Source organism: Photobacterium phosphoreum, from assembly GCF_002954725.1.
GTDB lineage: Bacteria > Pseudomonadota > Gammaproteobacteria > Enterobacterales > Vibrionaceae > Photobacterium > Photobacterium phosphoreum.
The window spans coordinates 2504074-2523251 of the sequence record NZ_MSCQ01000001.1; the positions used below are offsets into that span (position 1 = coordinate 2504074).

22 protein-coding genes and 1 pseudogene are annotated in these 19178 nt (G+C 42.6%); 8 read left to right on the forward strand and 15 right to left on the reverse strand.

The window, feature by feature from the left end:
• From BTO21_RS11035 to fkpA, 9 genes are all read right to left on the reverse strand, one after another.
• Nucleotides 1-762 (reverse strand): elongation factor Tu (locus BTO21_RS11035; RefSeq protein ID WP_146107829.1); only part of this gene is annotated, 762 nt, incomplete at its 3' end.
• Nucleotides 763-862: 100 nt separating this feature from the next.
• On the reverse strand, nt 863-2968 hold the full coding sequence (fusA, locus tag BTO21_RS11040) for an elongation factor G (RefSeq protein WP_045028991.1): 2106 nt from the start codon (nt 2966-2968) through the stop codon (nt 863-865).
• A gap of 89 nt (nt 2969-3057) precedes the next feature.
• A complete protein-coding gene (gene rpsG, locus BTO21_RS11045; RefSeq protein ID WP_045028989.1) occupies nt 3058-3528 on the reverse strand; it encodes a 30S ribosomal protein S7 in 471 nt (156 codons plus the stop codon).
• A 95-nt stretch (nt 3529-3623) separates the two neighbouring features.
• Complete coding sequence (gene rpsL / locus BTO21_RS11050) at nt 3624-3998, reverse strand: 30S ribosomal protein S12 (protein ID WP_004399892.1); 375 nt, start codon at nt 3996-3998, stop codon at nt 3624-3626.
• A gap of 176 nt (nt 3999-4174) precedes the next feature.
• Nucleotides 4175-4468: a sulfurtransferase complex subunit TusB gene (gene tusB, locus BTO21_RS11055; protein ID WP_045028986.1), complete on the reverse strand. Its 294-nt coding sequence runs from the start codon at nt 4466-4468 to the stop codon at nt 4175-4177.
• A 7-nt stretch (nt 4469-4475) separates the two neighbouring features.
• Nucleotides 4476-4832, reverse strand: coding sequence for a sulfurtransferase complex subunit TusC (tusC, locus tag BTO21_RS11060; RefSeq protein WP_045028985.1), 357 nt, complete (start codon nt 4830-4832; stop codon nt 4476-4478).
• A 9-nt stretch (nt 4833-4841) separates the two neighbouring features.
• The gene (gene tusD / locus BTO21_RS11065) at nt 4842-5234 is read right to left on the reverse strand and encodes a sulfurtransferase complex subunit TusD (protein WP_045028983.1); all 393 of its coding nucleotides are present in this window, start codon (nt 5232-5234) and stop codon (nt 4842-4844) included.
• The gene (locus BTO21_RS11070) at nt 5231-5953 is read right to left on the reverse strand and encodes a helix-turn-helix transcriptional regulator (protein WP_045029001.1); all 723 of its coding nucleotides are present in this window, start codon (nt 5951-5953) and stop codon (nt 5231-5233) included. Before BTO21_RS11070 ends, tusD begins: the two co-directional genes overlap by 4 nt.
• A gap of 188 nt (nt 5954-6141) precedes the next feature.
• On the reverse strand, nt 6142-7005 hold the full coding sequence (fkpA, locus tag BTO21_RS11075; protein WP_045028981.1) for an FKBP-type peptidyl-prolyl cis-trans isomerase: 864 nt from the start codon (nt 7003-7005) through the stop codon (nt 6142-6144).
• 192 nt (nt 7006-7197) lie between these two features.
• Here fkpA and BTO21_RS11080 point away from each other — a divergent pair, with 192 nt between their 5' ends.
• The gene (locus BTO21_RS11080) at nt 7198-8175 is read left to right on the forward strand and encodes a WD40 repeat domain-containing protein (protein WP_045028979.1); all 978 of its coding nucleotides are present in this window, start codon (nt 7198-7200) and stop codon (nt 8173-8175) included.
• A gap of 9 nt (nt 8176-8184) precedes the next feature.
• On the forward strand, nt 8185-8406 hold the full coding sequence (locus tag BTO21_RS11085; protein WP_045028977.1) for a SlyX family protein: 222 nt from the start codon (nt 8185-8187) through the stop codon (nt 8404-8406).
• Nucleotides 8407-8512: 106 nt separating this feature from the next.
• Here the strand turns inward: BTO21_RS11085 and slyD are convergent, their stop codons facing one another.
• The 4 genes from slyD to kefG all read right to left on the reverse strand — a co-directional run bounded on the left by slyD (nt 8513) and on the right by kefG (nt 11796).
• Nucleotides 8513-9112 (reverse strand): peptidylprolyl isomerase, encoded by a 600-nt coding sequence (gene slyD, locus BTO21_RS11090; RefSeq protein WP_045028976.1) that lies wholly within the window; start codon nt 9110-9112, stop codon nt 8513-8515.
• An 83-nt stretch (nt 9113-9195) separates the two neighbouring features.
• Nucleotides 9196-9405 (reverse strand): YheV family putative zinc ribbon protein, encoded by a 210-nt coding sequence (locus tag BTO21_RS11095; RefSeq protein ID WP_045028974.1) that lies wholly within the window; start codon nt 9403-9405, stop codon nt 9196-9198.
• A gap of 17 nt (nt 9406-9422) precedes the next feature.
• A complete protein-coding gene (kefB, locus tag BTO21_RS11100) occupies nt 9423-11228 on the reverse strand; it encodes a glutathione-regulated potassium-efflux system protein KefB (protein WP_045028973.1) in 1806 nt (601 codons plus the stop codon).
• Nucleotides 11221-11796: a glutathione-regulated potassium-efflux system ancillary protein KefG gene (gene kefG / locus BTO21_RS11105; protein ID WP_045028971.1), complete on the reverse strand. Its 576-nt coding sequence runs from the start codon at nt 11794-11796 to the stop codon at nt 11221-11223. Before kefG ends, kefB begins: the two co-directional genes overlap by 8 nt.
• A gap of 258 nt (nt 11797-12054) precedes the next feature.
• On the opposite strand from kefG, the gene BTO21_RS11110 reads away from it, so the two are divergent.
• The 4 genes and pseudogenes from BTO21_RS11110 to BTO21_RS11125 all read left to right on the forward strand — a co-directional run bounded on the left by BTO21_RS11110 (nt 12055) and on the right by BTO21_RS11125 (nt 16384).
• A complete protein-coding gene (locus BTO21_RS11110) occupies nt 12055-13977 on the forward strand; it encodes an ABC transporter ATP-binding protein (RefSeq protein ID WP_045028970.1) in 1923 nt (640 codons plus the stop codon).
• Nucleotides 13978-14068: 91 nt separating this feature from the next.
• Nucleotides 14069-15060 (forward strand): annotated as a pseudogene (locus tag BTO21_RS11115) (hydrolase).
• Between the two features lie 94 nt (nt 15061-15154).
• Nucleotides 15155-15367, forward strand: coding sequence for a YheU family protein (locus BTO21_RS11120; RefSeq protein WP_105026799.1), 213 nt, complete (start codon nt 15155-15157; stop codon nt 15365-15367).
• A gap of 147 nt (nt 15368-15514) precedes the next feature.
• Nucleotides 15515-16384, forward strand: a complete 870-nt coding sequence (locus tag BTO21_RS11125) for a phosphoribulokinase (protein ID WP_045028968.1) — start codon at nt 15515-15517, stop codon at nt 16382-16384.
• 96 nt (nt 16385-16480) lie between these two features.
• Here BTO21_RS11125 and BTO21_RS11130 read toward each other — a convergent pair whose 3' ends face one another.
• Nucleotides 16481-16885, reverse strand: coding sequence for an OsmC family protein (locus tag BTO21_RS11130; RefSeq protein WP_045028966.1), 405 nt, complete (start codon nt 16883-16885; stop codon nt 16481-16483).
• A gap of 383 nt (nt 16886-17268) precedes the next feature.
• Here BTO21_RS11130 and crp point away from each other — a divergent pair, with 383 nt between their 5' ends.
• Both crp and BTO21_RS11140 read left to right on the forward strand, forming a co-directional pair.
• The gene (gene crp, locus BTO21_RS11135) at nt 17269-17901 is read left to right on the forward strand and encodes a cAMP-activated global transcriptional regulator CRP (RefSeq protein WP_036789513.1); all 633 of its coding nucleotides are present in this window, start codon (nt 17269-17271) and stop codon (nt 17899-17901) included.
• Nucleotides 17902-18083: 182 nt separating this feature from the next.
• Complete coding sequence (locus tag BTO21_RS11140; RefSeq protein WP_232573073.1) at nt 18084-18278, forward strand: hypothetical protein; 195 nt, start codon at nt 18084-18086, stop codon at nt 18276-18278.
• A 72-nt stretch (nt 18279-18350) separates the two neighbouring features.
• Here BTO21_RS11140 and BTO21_RS11145 read toward each other — a convergent pair whose 3' ends face one another.
• A complete protein-coding gene (locus BTO21_RS11145) occupies nt 18351-19145 on the reverse strand; it encodes a DUF1338 domain-containing protein (RefSeq protein ID WP_045028964.1) in 795 nt (264 codons plus the stop codon).
• Nucleotides 19146-19178 lie beyond the last annotated feature (33 nt).

The window sequence follows — 19178 nt, forward strand, 5'->3', positions numbered from 1 at the left end:
AGTTGTAATAGTGTCTACGATACCGATGATAGCAACTTCGTCACCAACACGTACGATACCTTGCTCAATACGACCAGTTACAACAGTACCACGGCCTTGAATTGAGAAAACATCTTCGATTGGAAGGATGAATGGTAGATCGATAGCACGCTCTGGCTCTGGGATGTAAGTATCTAGAGCTTCAGCTAGTTCAACAATCTTAGCTTCCCACTCAGCTTCGCCGTTTAGCGCGCCTAGTGCAGAACCCATGATTACTGGGCAATCATCACCTGGGAAATCGTACTCAGAAAGAAGTTCACGAACTTCCATCTCTACTAGTTCAAGTAGTTCTTCATCATCAACCATGTCACACTTGTTCATGAATACGATGATGTAAGGAATACCAACTTGACGACCAAGTAGGATGTGCTCACGTGTTTGAGGCATAGGACCGTCAGTTGCAGCAACAACTAGGATACCACCATCCATTTGAGCAGCACCAGTGATCATGTTTTTAACATAATCGGCGTGTCCAGGACAGTCTACGTGTGCGTAGTGACGAGAAGGAGTATCGTATTCTACGTGAGAAGTAGAGATAGTGATACCGCGCTCGCGCTCTTCAGGAGCGTTATCGATAGATGCGAAGTCTTTAGCAACACCACCGTACACTTTTGCAAGTGTAGTACAGATAGCAGCTGTTAGAGTTGTTTTACCGTGGTCAACGTGACCGATTGTACCAACGTTAACATGCGGTTTTAGACGTTCAAATTTTTCTTTAGACACAATTGTGTTCCTTCCTAGTTAAGATACGCCCCCTACTAGGTCGGGGACGGCTCTGAAGTTTGTATTTTATGCGCCAATAGCCATTGACGCAATAATGAAATTAAATACGTTCAGCAATAATTTTATCAGTAACGTTCTTTGGCATTTCAGCGTACTCGCTAAACTCCATAGAATAAGACGCGCGGCCTTGTGTTGCTGATCGTAAATCAGTTGCGTATCCGAACATTGCTGATAGTGGAACTTGCGCACGAATAATTTTAATACCCGCATTGCCTTCTTCCATACCTTCGATCATGCCGCGACGACGGTTAAGGTCACCAACGACATCACCCATCCAATCTTCTGGCGTGGTAATTTCAACTTTCATCATCGGTTCAAGCAAAATTGGAGTTGCATCAAGTGCACCTTGTCGTAATGCCATTGAACCTGCGATTTTAAATGCAATTTCGCTTGAATCAGTGTCGTGGTAAGAACCATCAACTAACGTCGCTTTAACGTCAATCATAGGATAGCCTGCTAGCACGCCACTCTTCATTTGCTCTTCAATACCCGTTGCAACGGCACTAATGTATTCTTTAGGTACGCTGCCACCGACAATCTCATCAACAAAAACGAAACCTTCGCCCGGCTCAGAAGGTTCAAGATTCAACCATACATGGCCATATTGACCACGGCCGCCAGTTTCACCAGCTTGACGAATAAATTTACCTTCAACTTTCGTTTTACCACGAATGGTTTCACGATAAGCAACCTGAGGTTTACCCACGTTACAGTTGACGTTAAATTCGCGCTTCATACGATCGACGATGATATCTAGGTGAAGCTCACCCATGCCAGAAATTAAAATCTGACCTGATTCAACATCGGTTTCAACGCGGAAAGATGGATCTTCTGCTGCTAGTTTATCTAGCGCGATTGTCATCTTATCTTGATCTGCTACAGAGCGTGGTTCAACCACAATCTGAATAACCGGTTCAGGGAAATCCATACGTTCTAGAATCACTTTATGATTCTGATCACACAGAGTGTCACCTGTTGTTGCGAATTTAAGACCAATCGCTGCTGCAATATCGCCAGCACGAATTTCTTTGATCTCTTCACGTTTATTGGCATGCATCTGAACGATACGGCCTAAACGTTCGCGTTTTTCTTTAATCGTGTTGTAAACAGTATCACCTGAATTAACAACACCTGAGTATACGCGCATGAAAGTCAATGTACCTACGAACGGGTCGGTTGCGATTTTGAACGCTAGTGCTGAGAATGGTTCGTCATCGCTTGAATGACGCTCAACAGGGTTACCTTGCTCGTCTTCACCAGTAATTGCTTTTACTTCAGTTGGTGAAGGTAGATAATCAACAACGGCATCTAATACGGCTTGAACACCTTTGTTCTTAAATGCAGAACCACAAGTTGCCAGTACGATTTCGTTGTTTAGGGTACGTTGACGAAGACCTGCCTTAATTTCAACATCAGACAGTTCACCTTCTTCAAGGTATTTATCCATTAGTTCATCATTAGCTTCAGCTGCTGATTCAACTAAGTTCATACGCCACTCATCTGCTAACTCTTGCATGTCAGCAGGAATATCTTCATAGGTAAAACTGGTACCTTGATCAGTATCAGACCAATTGATGGCCTTCATTTTGATCAGGTCAATTACACCTTTAAATTCATCTTCAGTACCAATATTTAACTGCAGTGGTACTGGTGTTGCTCCAAGACGGTGTTTGATCTGCTCGATAACGCGGAAGAAATCTGCGCCCGTGCGATCCATCTTGTTAATAAATACGATACGAGGAACTTCATATCGGTCGGCTTGACGCCATACAGTCTCAGACTGAGGCTCTACACCTGAAGCACCACAGAAAACAACAACAGCACCATCTAGTACGCGCAATGAACGTTCAACTTCAATGGTGAAGTCTACGTGTCCAGGAGTATCAATGATGTTGATTCGGTGCTCGTCGAACTGCTTATCCATACCGCGCCAAAAGGTAGTCGTTGCAGCAGAGGTGATCGTGATACCACGTTCCTGCTCCTGCTCCATCCAATCCATAGTAGCAGCGCCGTCGTGTACTTCACCAATCTTATGAGATAGGCCTGTATAAAACAGGATGCGCTCGGTAGTCGTTGTTTTACCGGCGTCAACGTGAGCACAGATACCAATATTACGGTAGCGCTCGATGGGCGTTTTGCGAGCCACGGTTGTATCCTCTTACTAAGGTGAACCTTAGAAAATGGTTTAGGCACAGCAGGAAAACCTGCTGTGCCCAAGCGGTATTACCAGCTATATTACCAGCGGTAATGTGCGAACGCTTTGTTCGCATCTGCCATACGGTGAACGTCTTCACGTTTCTTAACAGCAGAACCTTTGTTGTCAGCCGCATCAAGCATTTCGCCTGCAAGACGCTGAGCCATAGATTTTTCACCACGCTTACGCGCAGCTTCAACTAACCAACGCATAGCTAGTGCATTACGACGTACTGGACGTACTTCTACAGGCACCTGGTAAGTTGAACCACCCACACGGCGAGATTTAACTTCTACCGCTGGACGAATGTTTTCAAGAGCTTTTTCGAATACAGATAAGTGTTCTTCACCAGAACGCTCAGCTACAGTGTCGAGTGCAGAATAAATGATTTTTTCTGCAGTAGATTTCTTTCCGTCAACCATTAGGATGTTAACGAATTTTGCCAGCAATTCTGATTTGAATTTAGGATCTGGAAGGATCTTACGCTGACCGATTACGCGACGACGTGGCATGGATTATCTCCGTTGTCTTCTTCAGGTTATCCAAAACTTTTCAGTTTCTTCAAAATTAAATAATTTTAGTGTTTGGCCTTACTTAACGGAATCCATTAAGACTTAGGACGCTTCACACCGTACTTAGAACGACCTTGTTTACGGTCATTAACGCCTGCACAGTCAAGTGCACCACGAACAGTGTGGTAACGAACACCCGGAAGGTCTTTAACACGACCACCGCGGATAAGAACAACTGAGTGCTCCTGAAGGTTGTGACCTTCACCGCCGATGTATGATGTTACTTCAAAACCGTTTGTTAAACGAACACGACAAACTTTACGTAATGCTGAGTTCGGTTTTTTAGGTGTAGTAGTGTAAACACGAGTACATACACCACGTTTCTGTGGGCACGCTTCTAGTGCAGGCACGTTGCTTTTTACAACTTGCTTAGCACGTGGCTTACGTACCAACTGGTTAATAGTTGCCATTAAATAGCTCCTGATTGTTACTTTCGTAAGGTGAAAAATCTGCCTCCCAACAACAGGAGGACGCGAAATTTTAGGCATCGCACCCAAAGGTGTCAAGATCTAACCAACGATCAATTAAGTGATCATTTCTTAAACAATCACTTTTTTGTTCATATATCGTTACTAATAATGGCTTATTATGCCCATTTCATGTGCTGGGCATGTTGTTCAGTCAACAAAACAAAGCCTTTATAATCAATAACATCTAGACATTTGTCACATTTACCTTGCAAACCGCGCGCAATAATGTCGGCTTCCAGTAAATAAATTTTTACGCCAATATTTTTTATTAAATCAAAGTAAATATTTTTGCTTACGGCGACAATTACAGCATCTTCGAGCAATAAGATCTCATCACCAGGGCAAATAAACTGTAAACATTGTGCCAAAGAGTGGCTTTGAAATGGTGAGCGGGTCACAGTATGTAACATCGGCACCTCAAAAAGTAAGAATTTGACGACAGCAATGTAACCTTGTCACCAATTCGATATGGGGGCAGATAATTGCATCGATTAATAAGTCTTCGACGCTTAATCCGCGTTCGGATAATGACTGCTGGCAGACATAAATATTTTCGATGTCATACAACGGTAGCATTTTAAAGGTCGCTATATAATTACGACTTAAAATAGCATTCGGCTGCTGGTGTTTCAGTAATTGTAAAACACCATCACCAATAAAAAATACGCTTAATGCTTCGGTATAAGCAGAAGCGGCTAATAATGCATCGAGCCCTTCACGGCCACTAGTTGTGCCATGAGGCGGTTGACGAAAAACAAACCCTAAGTCACTCACTCATAACCCTCAAAATTGAATAACGCGATCAGCACTGAGTAAAACTTCAGTTAGACCACCAAGCCCTGCTTGCTCAAACCCTGACGCTAAATTATGGCTTGGTAATTGATTTTGTTGTGCTTCTTGTTCACCAATAATGCCACGCCGTAACGCTGCTGCAACGCAAGTGTGTAATTCAACATTATGAGTTTGGGCTAATTGCTGCCATGCGCCAACTAAATCAAATTCATCAGATGCTGGCGCGGTAAGTGCATTACCATTTAACACTCCGTCTTGATAGAAGAACACGCGCGTTAAAGTATGACCGAGCTCAATAAGTGTACATGAAAATTGATAAGCAGATCGTGCGGCTTGAGTACCATAAGCGGGGCCATTAATCACAATGGCGTAAGTTAAACTCACTTGTCACCATCCTCGGTTTTGCGCTGGCGAATATAAAGATACACAGTGTGCTTAGAAATATTTAATCGATCAGCAACCCGATTAATCGCATCTTTAATGTCAAAAATACCTTTATCAAACAGCTCCATTACTATTTGGCGGTTTTTGGCATTGTTGGACACATTCTTATCGGCATTAATTTCTTCAATGGTACGTTCAACGGTTTGATCAACCAATTCATCAACATCACTGGCAAAGTTAACTTTTGATGCCGCTTGTTTAGCCTCATCTGTTGGCATAAACGATTGCAGGATTTGCGTAAATGGCACATCAAGATTAACGTTAATACACAACAAACCAATCACTTTATTATCACCATTACGAATGGCGATAGTGATCGATTTCATTAAATCACCGCCTTTGGCTCGAGTGAAATAAGGGCGTGAAAAGTTATGCTCTGAGTTTTGAATATCACGCAACGAGCGTAATGCAAGATCAGTAATAGGCGATCCTACTTTACGACCGGTATTTTGGCCATTGGCTATTTTGATTGCCGAGGTATTTAAATCGGCTAAGGAATGCAGAACAATTTCACAAAATGGCCCAATCAATGCGGCTAAGCCATCAACAACAGCTTCATATGCCTGCAGAATATTATTATCGTGTTCAGAAAAAATTCGTCTGTCAACGATATCACTATCAACAATTATCTCTGTTCCAAAATTATCTACTGAAATCACGATATCACCTTCCATTTTGCTGCTTATCTACAATGCGATCGCCCTGATCTATCACCACAAGCATTCAATATAATTGATAAAATTTAAAATCTTCTCAGTAAGTTTATCAGATAATTGAACAAAAAAGACCCGACATATGCCGGGTCTGGATCAACAGTTACACTTTTTTATCATCAACAAATGACAATTTATTGCGCTTTAGTCGCTGTTGTTGTTGTTTTTGCTGCTTCAACTACTGGTTGTTGAGCTTGCTTGTCGCCTTTAATGCTCAATAATTCAACTTGGAAAACTAACGTAGAGTTTGCAGGAATACTTGGGTTCGCTTGTGCACCATAAGCAAGTTGTGGCGGAATAACGAATTCAAATTTAGAACCCACTGGCATTAATTGCACGCCTTCAGTCCAACCAGGGATCACTTGGTTTAGTGGGAAGGTTGCTGGTTGATTACGCTGGTATGAGCTATCAAATACAGTGCCGTCTGTTAGCATGCCTTTGTACTGTACTTCAACAGTATCGGTTGCTGCTGGTTTTGCGCCTGTACCTTCTTTCTCAACTTTGTACATTAAGCCAGATTTAGTGGTGACAACACCGGCTTCTTTCGCAAATTTAGCGCGGTACTCATCGCCAACTTTAATGTTCTTTTCAGCTTCAGTTTTTGCTTTCTGCTCAACAATCTTAGCAACACGTTGATCCAGTGATTGCAGTGCTTGCTGAGTTTGCTCTTGTGTCATGCGGCTTTTACCAGCAAACACATCTTCAACACCTGCAAGTACATCTTGGCGATTAAGATTTAGGCCTAACTCTTTTTGTTGATCAAGGTTAGCAGATAAGTATTGTGCCAATGATGCGCCAATTGCATACGCTGCTTTTTGATCTTCAGTTTTAAATTCAACTTTAGCAGCATCTGTTGTTGCAACAGCCGCAGAAGCCGTTGTTTGTTCAACTTTTGCAGGTTCAACCGGTTTATTGGTGTCTGCTTTATTATCGTCCTGACAACCCACAACAAGGAAGATTGTTGCTGCTAATACAGACATCTTTAAAATAGGCTTCATGTATTTCTCCATCAGTCATTGAGGCCATGCCTCACTTTTAAACTGTGTTTATTAGTATGTGTATGAAAAAAAAATTATATCAATATACTACTACCACTCTGATTAAGTAACTGTAAATACTTAGCGCTGCAGTTATTTAATCAGATTCATTGCTTCTATCTAGTTACCCTAAGCAAGCGGAACCAGAGCTTAATGTACAAGAAATTTTTGTCAGTTAGTCTATTTTTCTCTACCTTTGTTTTAAGCGGTTGCTTTTTCTTTGATACAGAAATTCAACGTTGGCATCTTGCTCCACAAGGTAGTACTAATTTAAGTCTTAGCCGCGATGGCCGTTTTGCACTTGTTAGCACAAATACACAAGGTATCGTGCTATGGGATTTACAGCAAAACAAAACGTTAGCTGATTTTGGTTCTCAAGATCAATATCACAATAGTGTGATAACGAGTCATATATCTGATAACAGTCGCTATGCAATAACGGCAACATCTCAAAATTTCACGGTCTGGGATCTTGGATGGTCACAATCCTACGGCTTATGGTCAATTAATGACGCGATAATCCAAGATGTCGCTATTGCCAATAATGGTACTGAAGTCCTATTAGCATTAAATAATGGTAAGGCGCTATTTATTGATCTCATCGATGGTCGACGGCTGGAGTTTTTAGCTCACCGTGACAAAGTAAATAGTGTCGCATTATCTGCCAATGGTCGTTATGCACTTTCTGGCGGTAATGATCATCACGCTTATTTATGGGATACCCATAGTGGTCAGATTATTTATTCATTTAAGCATAGCAGTCGCGTCAACCAAGTTGCACTTCAGCGAGACGGAAAATTCGCCTTTTCCGCCGCCGCGAATAATGACGCTATTATTTGGGATTTAACCACCGGTAATAAAATCACCCAATTAGCGATAACATTACGCCACCAAACATTATCCAGTGTGCGCTTTTCAGATGATGGTCAATTTTTAGTGACGGGAACGCCCTCACGCCGAGTGGAATTATGGCGCACAGATAATGGTAAAAATATAGGTCGCTGGCGAGCGGAAGTACAACCGGGGGCTCGACCTGCCACAGCGGTGGTGTATGATGTCGCTATTAGCCCTACAGGTAATGTCGTTGCTGGCTCATCAGCTGGTTACGCTCAAACCTGGTCAACCGACTGAAGATATCCCATGAATGAGATACAACAACTGCAAAGCCGTCTTGATGAACTTGAGATGAAACTCGCTTTCCAAGAACAAACCATTGATGAATTAAATGATGCGCTCACTAAGCAGCAATTTATGATTGATCGAATGGAAGTACAACTTAAGTTTATGGTCGGTAAAGTTAAAGGTATGCAAACCTCTAATATGGCAAGCGAATCAGAAGAAACACCACCGCCACATTATTAAATAGAGGTTCGAGGTTCAAGGTTCAAGGTTCAAGGTTCAAGGTTCGACAAGATAAAAACAAAAAAGGAAGCCGAGGCTTCCTTTTTTATGACCGCAATAAATGCGATTAGTGAGAACAGCCGCAGCCGCCCTTACCTTCACCACCGCAACAACCTTCGTCGTTACCGTGATCATGGTCGCCGCCACAGCAATCATCATCACCGTGATCGCCACAACCGCCTTCACCACCACAACAACCGCCACCTTGGTGTAGGTGACCGTGTTCGATTTCTTCTTCAGTTGCAGCACGTACAGCAACAACTTCAACGTCAAAACCTAGTGTTTGACCTGCAAGCATATGGTTACCATCAACAACAACTTCGTCGCCGTCAACTTCAGTTACTTCTACAGGGATTGGACCTTGATCAGTATCTGCTAGGAAACGCATACCAACAGTGATTTCATCAACACCTTGGAATACATTTGCAGGAACACGCTGAACCATTTCGTCCATGTGCTCACCGTAAGCTTCTTCAGGAGCAACAGTGATTTCAAACTTGTCACCTGCCACGTGGCCTTCAAGCGCTTTTTCCAGACCAGGAATAAGGTTGTTATGACCGTGTAGGTAATCAAGAGGAACTTCAACTGTTGATTGATCGACAACGATACCTTCTTCAGTTTTCACTTGGTAAGCTAAGCTTACTACTGTGTCTTTAGCGACTTTCATGTTAACTCCAAAATTTAAGCTTGGGGTGATAGTTTTTGTTCCCATATCATACAGGATAATACCATTGAGATGCCATTATCACATTAGTCTGGTTTAAAAATCCCTATCACTTGTTGTTTGGTTGTCGAAGAAAGCTGTTCGCTCTCTGTCACTGATTGCGGTAAACGTGTATCAAGATGCTGGCATTCGACACATTCGATATGCTCAACATCATTTTGCTGCCACCAGCGTAACGTATCTAGTGCTTGGCAGTTAGGACAGATTGCCCCTGCAATAAATCGTTTTTTGACCATCCTTAATCGCTCCTTGATTAATCCCAACCTTGATGGCGTTGTTGTTCACCACGCATTTCACGATCAAAAATATCTTCCAGCTCTTTACGGGCTTCTTTTTGTCGTGAGGCTAAATTAACCTCTTCACTATGTTGGGGTAGCAGATCCCGCAATGCTTGGCTGTCTATTTTACGAAAATGCGCCTGAGCACGATTCGCTTTATAGGGATGCATGCCTAAAGATATGAGGGCTTGGCGACCTAAATCAAGGGCACCTTCAAATGTTTCACGTGAAAAACATTCCACCCCATGGCTCAATAACTGGTGTGCTTCAACCCGACTTCGCGCGCGCGCCATTAATTTCAATTGCGGAAAATGTTGTTGGCAAAGGGTCACCACTTCCATCACTTCAGTGGGATCATCGGTACAGATAATCAAGGCCTCGGCATTATCAGCCCCAGCGGAACGTAATAGATCCAGTTGGGTCGCATCGCCGTAATACACTTTATAGCCAAATTTACGTAAAAATCGAATCTGGCTCGGATCGCGCTCTAATACTGTCACCCTAATTTTATTGGCGAACAGTAACCGCCCAACGACCTGCCCAAAGCGTCCAAAGCCAGTAATAATTACTCGTGGTTGGCGATCAATCACATCCGATGGCGGTTGATGCTCATCTTCCGCTTTAAAACTACGCACGTACCAACGTTTTTGTAATTGTAAAATTAATGGCGTGGTCATCATCGATAAACTCACCACCACTAATAATAGCGGTGCGAGTTCCTCAGCTAATAATCCCCCCGCCTTGGCCGCAGTAAACAATACAAACGCAAACTCACCACCTTGGCTTAAAATTGCCGCCATCTGGCTGCGTGATTTTGCACCCACACCAAATAAGCGAGCTAACAGATACAACACCCCAGCTTTAATCGCCACCAACGCAATTACAACCGTTAAAATTTGGAGAGGGTATTGCCATAACAATCCCAGATTGACCGCCATTCCCACCGAGATAAAAAACAATCCCAGTAATAAGCCTTTAAACGGTTCAATTGCGATTTCAAGCTCATGCCGATATTCACTTTCTGCCAATAATACCCCAGCGAGAAAAGCACCTAATGCCATTGATAAACCAATCATCTGCATGATTAAGGCAATACCAACCACCAGCAATAATGCCGCGACATTAAACAGTTCACGGACACCACTCATCACCACATAACGAAACAGCGGCCGTAATAAAAAATGTCCTGCCGCTAAGAACGTCACAATACCGCCCAGCATCCATACACCATCAAGCCAACTACCGCCGGCATTACCGGCTAATAATGGCAACAGTGCTAACATCGGGATCACCGCAATATCTTGAAACAGCAACACCGCAAAGCTCGATTGACCGGTTTCACTGCCACTTAATTGCTGCTCGTCTATTACCCGTAATGCAATCGCGGTTGACGATAACGCCAACCCCATGCCGATAACAATCGCATCCCGCCAACCAAGCGCGGGGAAAAATCGGCTACAGCCAACAGCAATAATCGCGATAACAATGCTAGTGATCACCACTTGGCTACCACCTAACCCTAAAATCGGTTTTCGCATTTGCCACAATTTTTTCGGGTTCAGTTCCAAACCTATAAGGAACAGCAACAACACCACGCCAAATTCAGAGAAGTGTAAAATGGCATCCACATCGGATATTAGCCCCAGTCCCCATGGACCAATACCTATCCCTGCAATTAAATACCCTAGCACCGATCCTAATCCCAATCGCTGTGCTAACGGTACTGCAATGATGGCTGCGCCTAAAAACACCACCATCACCAGTAAAAAGTCATTATTCATACTTATCTCCTGCGACTAAGGGTAATAGCGGTTCACATTGATGCGGAGAAACTAACCACTCATGGTATTTTTTCGCATGCTGTTGCCGTTCGACAGCAGGAATACGTCGCGCCCAATGTAGCACTAATGGCGGCAACCATTGCATACGACAAAGATCGGCACACAATTCAAACGGTTTTAAAATGTCATCAATACTGCAACGGTTATAACCATCAACACTATAAGCCTCTGCCGCACCACCGGTGGTGATCACTGAACGCCAATACTTACCTTCAGTTGCCTTCCCCTCCCCATGCGCAAAGCCTTTACTTAATACCCTATCAAGCCACTCTTTGAGTAATGCCGGACAAGAATACATATACAATGGGTGCTGAAAGATAATCACATCATGCGCAACCACTAATGCCCGTTCTGCGACTTCATCAATAAAAAAATCAGGATAGGTGGCATACAGATCGTGGATAGTGACATGAGATAAATGTTTTATTTCGCTTAATAATGCCAGATTAGCTACTGACTCTTGAGGATCAGGATGCGCAAAGATAATTAATATTTTCAAATCGGTCATACTGCCCTTTGCACGTCATCTAATGAACTTAATAACGCAATGACAAACTATTGCGCCACTCAATTGTTAACCATCATACCTAATTGTTACTTAATATGATCGTTTAGTTGGTATTTCTATTTTAATCAGACTGATATCACGGCAGTGCTAGCGCAAGGTTAACTGGGTGTCAGGTTAGCCACTGGTTCAAGTTTGAGTTAGACTCCGACCATGATTCCAGTTTAATTTTGTGGAGCGGGCACGTCCCCGGCGCTATCGATGATTATCTTTTCAGATATCCAACTTCTACGTGGTGGTAAAGTTCTGCTTGAAAATGCCACTGCCACCATTAACCCAGGGGACAAAGTCGGTCTGGTGGGTAAAAATGGATGTGGTAAATCCACCCTATTTGCCTTACTCAAAAATGAACTCAGCTTAGATGGTGGTAATTGTCAGTTTCCAAGTAATTGGGAATTAGCCTGGGTTGCCCAAGAAACACCGGCACTAGAACGTGCCGCTATTGAATATGTGATTGATGGCGATCGCGAGTACCGCGAACTTGAACGTCAATTAATTGCAGCAGAACTGGCTGATAACGGCAATAAAGTTGCTGAACTGCATGGCAAGATAGATACCATTGGCGGCTATAGCATTAATGCTCGTGCAGCGGAATTACTCAATGGTTTAGGCTTTTCACAACATCAAATGCAGTGGAATTTAACTCAGTTCTCTGGTGGTTGGCGGATGCGTTTAAACCTTGCCCAAGCATTGCTATGCCGTTCTGATCTGTTATTACTCGATGAGCCAACCAACCACTTAGATCTTGATGCGGTGATGTGGCTTGAAAAATGGCTACAAAGCTATCGTGGCACTCTCGTACTGATTTCTCATGACCGTGATTTCTTAGATCCTGTCATCAATCGCATTATTCACGTTGAAAACCAAACCATGAACAGTTACACCGGTAACTACTCATCATTTGAAGTTCAACGTGCAGAGAAATTAGTTCTTCAACAAGCAATGTTTCAAAAGCAGCAGAAACAAGTGACGCACATGCAGTCATATATCGAACGCTTTCGTTACAAAGCCAGTAAAGCACGCCAAGCTCAAAGTCGTATTAAAGCCTTAGAACGAATGGAAAAAGTACTGCCAGCACAGCTGGATAATCCTTTTACGTTTGAATTCCGTGAGCCAAGTGCGCTACCTAATCCTATTTTAATGATGGATCATGTTGCCGCTGGTTATGATGATTTACTGATTTTAGAAAAGATCCGCTTAAACCTCGTTCCTGGGAGTCGAATTGGCTTACTGGGCCGTAATGGTGCAGGTAAATCAACCTTGATTAAAATGCTTGCTGGCGACTTACCTGCCAAAGCGGGTGAAATGGCGTTCTCACAAGGGGTTAAAATTGGTTACTTTGCTCAACACCAATTAGAAACGTTATACCTTGATGACACCCCAATTCAACACATGGCACGCATTGCACCTAATTCGACCGAGCAACAGTTACGTGATTACCTAGGTAGCTTTGGCTTTCTTGGCGATAAAGCGTTAGAAAAAGTCGGTCCGTTTTCTGGCGGTGAAAAAGCACGATTAGTGCTAGCGTTAATTGTTTGGCAACGCCCTAACCTATTGTTACTCGATGAGCCAACTAACCACCTTGATTTGGATATGCGTCAAGCGCTGACCTTTGCATTACAATCTTATGAAGGTGCAATGGTTATTGTTAGTCACGACCGTTACTTACTCCGTGCGACCACCGATGATTTATATTTGGTTCATGATCGCCAAGTGGTGCCTTTTGATAGTGACTTAGATGATTACCACAAGTGGCTAACTGAGCAACAGCGTAATGAGCGCCGTGAACAACAAGCAGCAAAACCAGACACCAATAAAGATAACAGTGCAGCTTCACGTAAAGAACAAAAGCGGTTAGATGCTGAATTCCGTAAATTAACCGCACCGATTCGTAAAGAGATCACTAAGCTTGAAAAACAAATGGATAAGCTTAATGACATTATTACCGCTGCAGAAACTGCATTAAGTGATAGCAGCATTTACGAACCAGAAAATAAAACGCAGATGAATGAACAGCTCAAACTTCAAGGTAACGCTAAATCCGATCTTGAAGACATTGAAGTGGCGTGGATGGAACTGCAAGAACAGTTAGAAGAAATGGAAAGCCAGCTTAACGCTGAGTGATCATTTAACGCCGTAGTGATATTTTTTATGACTACGGCGTTATTGTTTCTACGTATTGCTTCGACGTTTTTATTTGAATCAAGGACATCATATGCAGCCATTCACTGCCGCGAACGGATTAGGTAACCCCCACCTGCAAACCTTATTACCACGATTTATTCGCCGCCAACCTCTCTTTACCCCCATCACTCAACGTCTTGAAATGCCTGATGGCGATTTTATTGATCTTGCATGGACAGAGCAGCCCGACCTAACTAACCATCACCAACCATTGATGATTTTATTACATGGCTTAGAAGGCAGCTTTAATAGCCCGTATGCTAATGGCTTATTAATGGCGGCCAAACAGCAAGGCTGGCTGGGGGTGATGATGCATTTTCGAGGCTGCAGCGGTGAATTAAATCGCCATCCGCAAAGCTATCATTCTGGTGAAACCAATGATGTGCGCTTTTTTATTCAGTGGCTACGCCAACAATTTCCACAGCGACCATTTATGGCGGTTGGTGTCTCTCTGGGTGGTAATGTTTTAATTAATTACTTAGCTAACTACCCTGATAATAGCGAACTCATTGCCGCTCAAGCTATTTCACCGCCACTTAATTTAGCCTCATGCTCTGATCGTATTCAGCAAGGGTTCTCACGCGTTTATCAGCATTATTTACTGACATCACTCAAACGCACCATTGCTCAAAAAATTGACCGTCAGCCACATACTATGCCAATTAACCACCAGCAATTAGCGTCAATTAGCGTCAATTAGCGTCAATTAGCAGTGTCTGGCAATTTGACCAAGCGGTAACCGCACCACTGCATGGTTTTAAGGATGCAGATGATTACTACCACCACTGTAGTGGCTTACTGCAACTAACAAAGATCACGCAACCCTTGCGGATAATTCATGCTCAAGATGATCCCTTTATGTGTCGTGATGTCATTCCTCAGCAGCCCTTACCCACTAACATTCGTTATGATTTATCTGCGACAGGGGGGCATGTTGGTTTTATTAATGGCAGTTTACTCAAACCACAATTTTGGTTAGAACACACTGTGCCAATGTGGTTTCAGCAGCAATTACAACGGTAGCCATTAATGGCATTGTCTAATGACGACGTTTCTTTTCGATCACGTTTAAGAATATACTGCGACTATTGTTTTATTAGTCATTTAAGAAGTTGTAATGATTATTCCTTGGCAAGACATCGCCCCAGAAACACTAACCAACCTTATTGAACAGTTTATTTTGCGCGAAGGCACCGATTATGGCGAAGTAGAAATCAGCCTTAGTGATAAAGTTGCTTATGTTCGTCGTCAACTGCAAACTGGTGATGCGGTAATTGTTTTCTCTGAATTACATGAATCAGTCGATATTAAACTGCGTAATCAGTTATAAAAAACCAGCGCCAATATTTATCACCACCAAAATTCGCCTTCGCTAGCACTTTTATCACTCAAAACCGACATTTACGCAAACTTGTAGTAACATTTATTACTGTTATTTTTTGTTATTAAACATCTAGTCATCACTACAAGGTGAGTTATGTCGGTCAAACACCCTATTATTGCAGTCACTGGTTCATCAGGTGCAGGAACTACCACCACCTCTGAAGCCTTTCGCAAGATGTTTAACATGATGGACATCAACGCCGCATGGCTAGAGGGTGATAGCTTCCACCGCTTTACCCGCCCCGAAATGGATTGTGAAATCCGTAAAGCCAAAGAGCAAGGTCGCCATATCAGCTATTTTGGCGCTGAAGCCAATGACTTTGAACAACTAGCCCACTTTTTCAATCAATATGCACAAGATGGCAGCGGTAAGTTTCGCCGTTATCTGCACACCTTTGATGAAGCAGTACCTTATAATCAAATGCCCGGCACCTTTACCCCTTGGCAACAATTAGCTGAAAATACCGATGTATTATTTTATGAGGGGTTACATGGCGGAGTGGTTGATGGTGAAACCAATGCTGCGCAACATGTTGATTTACTTATCGGCATGGTACCGATTGTTAACTTAGAATGGATCCAAAAGATTATTCGCGACACTCGCGACCGCGGCCATTCTCGAGAAGCGGTAATGGAGTCGATTGTACGTTCAATGGATGACTACCTAAATTACATCACCCCACAGTTTTCTCGAACCCATATTAACTTTCAACGCGTCCCTACCGTTGATACCTCAAACCCTGTTAGCGCCAAAGGTATTCCAAGTTTAGATGAAAGCTTTGTCGTGATCCGCTTTCGAGGGTTAAAAAATGTCGACTTCCCTCATCTACTGGCAATGATTCAAGGTTCATTTATGTCACGCCATAATACTCTTGTTGTTCCTGGCGGAAAAATGAGTTTTGCAATGGAGTTAATTATGCGGCCGCTACTCGAACAATTGATTGAAAATGGCAAAATAGCTTAATGCTTACTGCTTACTGCTTACTGCTTACTAGATAAATTTACGGTTACTGGTGTAATTAACGGTCGCTAATATCAGCAACCGTTAGTGATAATTATATTATGCCGCCACAATTTCATAGCTGTGACTAAGCTCAACCCCTTTACCCAGCATTAAACATACTGAACAGTATTTTTCAAGAGAATCAACGACTACCTTACTCACCAACTCATCATCTAAAGCATGACCGGTAACGACAAAGTGTAAATTTGCACTGGTGAAGATTCGTGGTGCCTGTTCACGACGCTCAGCAGAGATATTGACCTCACAAGCAGTGATCTGCTGCTGTAAATCCTGCAATCCACTGACAACATCAACCGAACTACACCCCCCCGCAGCCATTAACACCAATTCCATTGGGCTCGGCGCTTTTTCACCACCATTACCATCTAAAACAATACTATGACCAGATGATGACTGACCCACAAAGGTCATATTTTCAACCCACTTTACGCGTGACTGCATGTTTATCTCCTTGAGCTATATTATTCAGACATTAACACTATTTTTGTTGATAATCTCATCAATGTAAACGTTATTTATTCTGCACAATGCTAATTATGTTGCATATTTAAAGAGGTGAAATTGCCTAACTAAACCTTACTGAAATGCGACTTTTGGTAACTAAGTCACAACGATGTGATCATGTGCACACTTATCTCTCATAAATGAGCAAGTCAGCGAGATCAATATCAAGAAAAAACCGCAAAAAAAGGATACACTCTTAGGTAAGTTCAAGTTAGCTTGCAGCCCAGCAGCTGAGTGAATAACCCTGCCAGCAAACAGTTTTGTTGAGTTATCGCCACAAAACATATTGTTGGGCAACACATGCAGAGGAAGTTAGTAATATGGTTCCAGGTAAACCGCAAACAGATCCAACTTTAGAGTGGTTTCTTTCCCATTGTCACATTCACAAATATCCATCAAAGAGCACGTTAATTCACGCAGGTGAAAAAGCAGAAACTTTGTATTACATCGTGAAGGGTTCTGTTGCTGTATTAATCAAGGATGAAGAAGGTAAGGAGATGATCCTTTCTTACCTAAACCAGGGTGACTTTATTGGTGAACTCGGCTTGTTCGAAGAAGACCAAGAACGTACAGCTTGGGTTCGAGCAAAAAGCCCTTGTGAAGTTGCAGAGATTTCATTTAAGAAATTCCGTCAGTTAATTCAAGTTAACCCAGATATTCTAATGCGTCTATCTGCTCAAATGGCATGTCGTTTACAAGTGACAAGTCAAAAAGTAGGTGATCTTGCATTCCTTGACGTAACTGGTCGTATTGCACAGACATTACTTAATCTTGCAAAACAACCCGATGCAATGACACACCCAGACGGTATGCAAATTAAGATCACTCGTCAAGAAATTGGCCAGATCGTAGGTTGTTCTCGCGAAACTGTGGGTCGTATTTTGAAAATGCTGGAAGAGCAAAATCTTATTTCTGCTCACGGCAAAACTATTGTGGTTTACGGCACTCGCTAATTATTTAGCCTCCCGTCAATCACCGATGAAACCGCAGCTTATGCCTGCGGTTTTTTTTGATCTTAATCTTCTCAAACTATCATCGCGGGCAAGCATTGATGGCGTTAGTATTACTGTTAAATTTTGATTTGTAATCGCCTCTATTCATGCTACATTTTGCTCACAAATGGATTTCTACCTCAATGATGGTCAATATGGATATTGAACGCTTTTCCGCTAATAGTTATACCACCGTACCTGGAGTGTTAACTAACCAACCAACAACCATTGAAATGACAGGGTTCAGTGATAGCCGTTGCTACCTTGAACAACAAACTGGCTTACGTCGCTGTCCAGCCGACGAATCTGGTGTTTGGGCTTCACCATTAGATAATTAATCAGCCAGACCAACAGCACTTATTACTAGGTGCTGTTTTTATTACTTCATTGATCGCCACCAAAAAACCTCGTTAGCGATACGTACTTTCAAATATTTTATCTGCGGATGCGGTAACGAACCCAGTATATAATTCACCGTTTGATTGTGGATAGCGTTTAGCAAACTCATAAAATCCCCCCGGAACATTATGGACACCATCACGAAAACTCACCCCAACCTCATCCGCCATAGTGGCTGATTGTTCCAACATCACCGCCGAATCACCTTTTATTTCCCCACCAGCTTGATTGATCACAAACTGATTATGGCGTAATAAATGGTTTACCTCCTCTAGACAAGTAAATTGTTCTAACTGATTAATACTGACCGTAAAATGATTAGCACCAAAGCCATGGGCTGCTACCCATGCCGCATACTCTTTTTCAGCGACTAAAAATTGATAGGTTGCAAAATCAAGTTCCCATGGTCGACCGCCATGAATAAAACCAGGCTGGCGAAAATAATCATCATCAACCTGATCCAACAAGCTACGCACAACAAGTTGTAATTCAGCCGAACAGCCACCTAACTGTAATTCACTAATAAAGACTTTAGGTAGCAAAGGATTAGGATGCATAAAATATTCAGCATACAATTTTTTAGCACTAAAATGATATTTGTCTTGCGGTTGATACCCCAATGCAATAAACGGTGCGGCAACAACCGCAAGCCCACACTTTGGCAACCCGAAAGTCCGTAGTGCAATATGATCATTTAATAAGGTGGCATCTTCGGTTAATAATCGCTGAATTTGCGCTGCTGAAGGGCATAATCGCTGACTATAATCGTGCCATAAACCATCAAAAAGTTGTGTAATAGATTCCATAACCGACCTACTAATTTAAAGCATAATTACTTT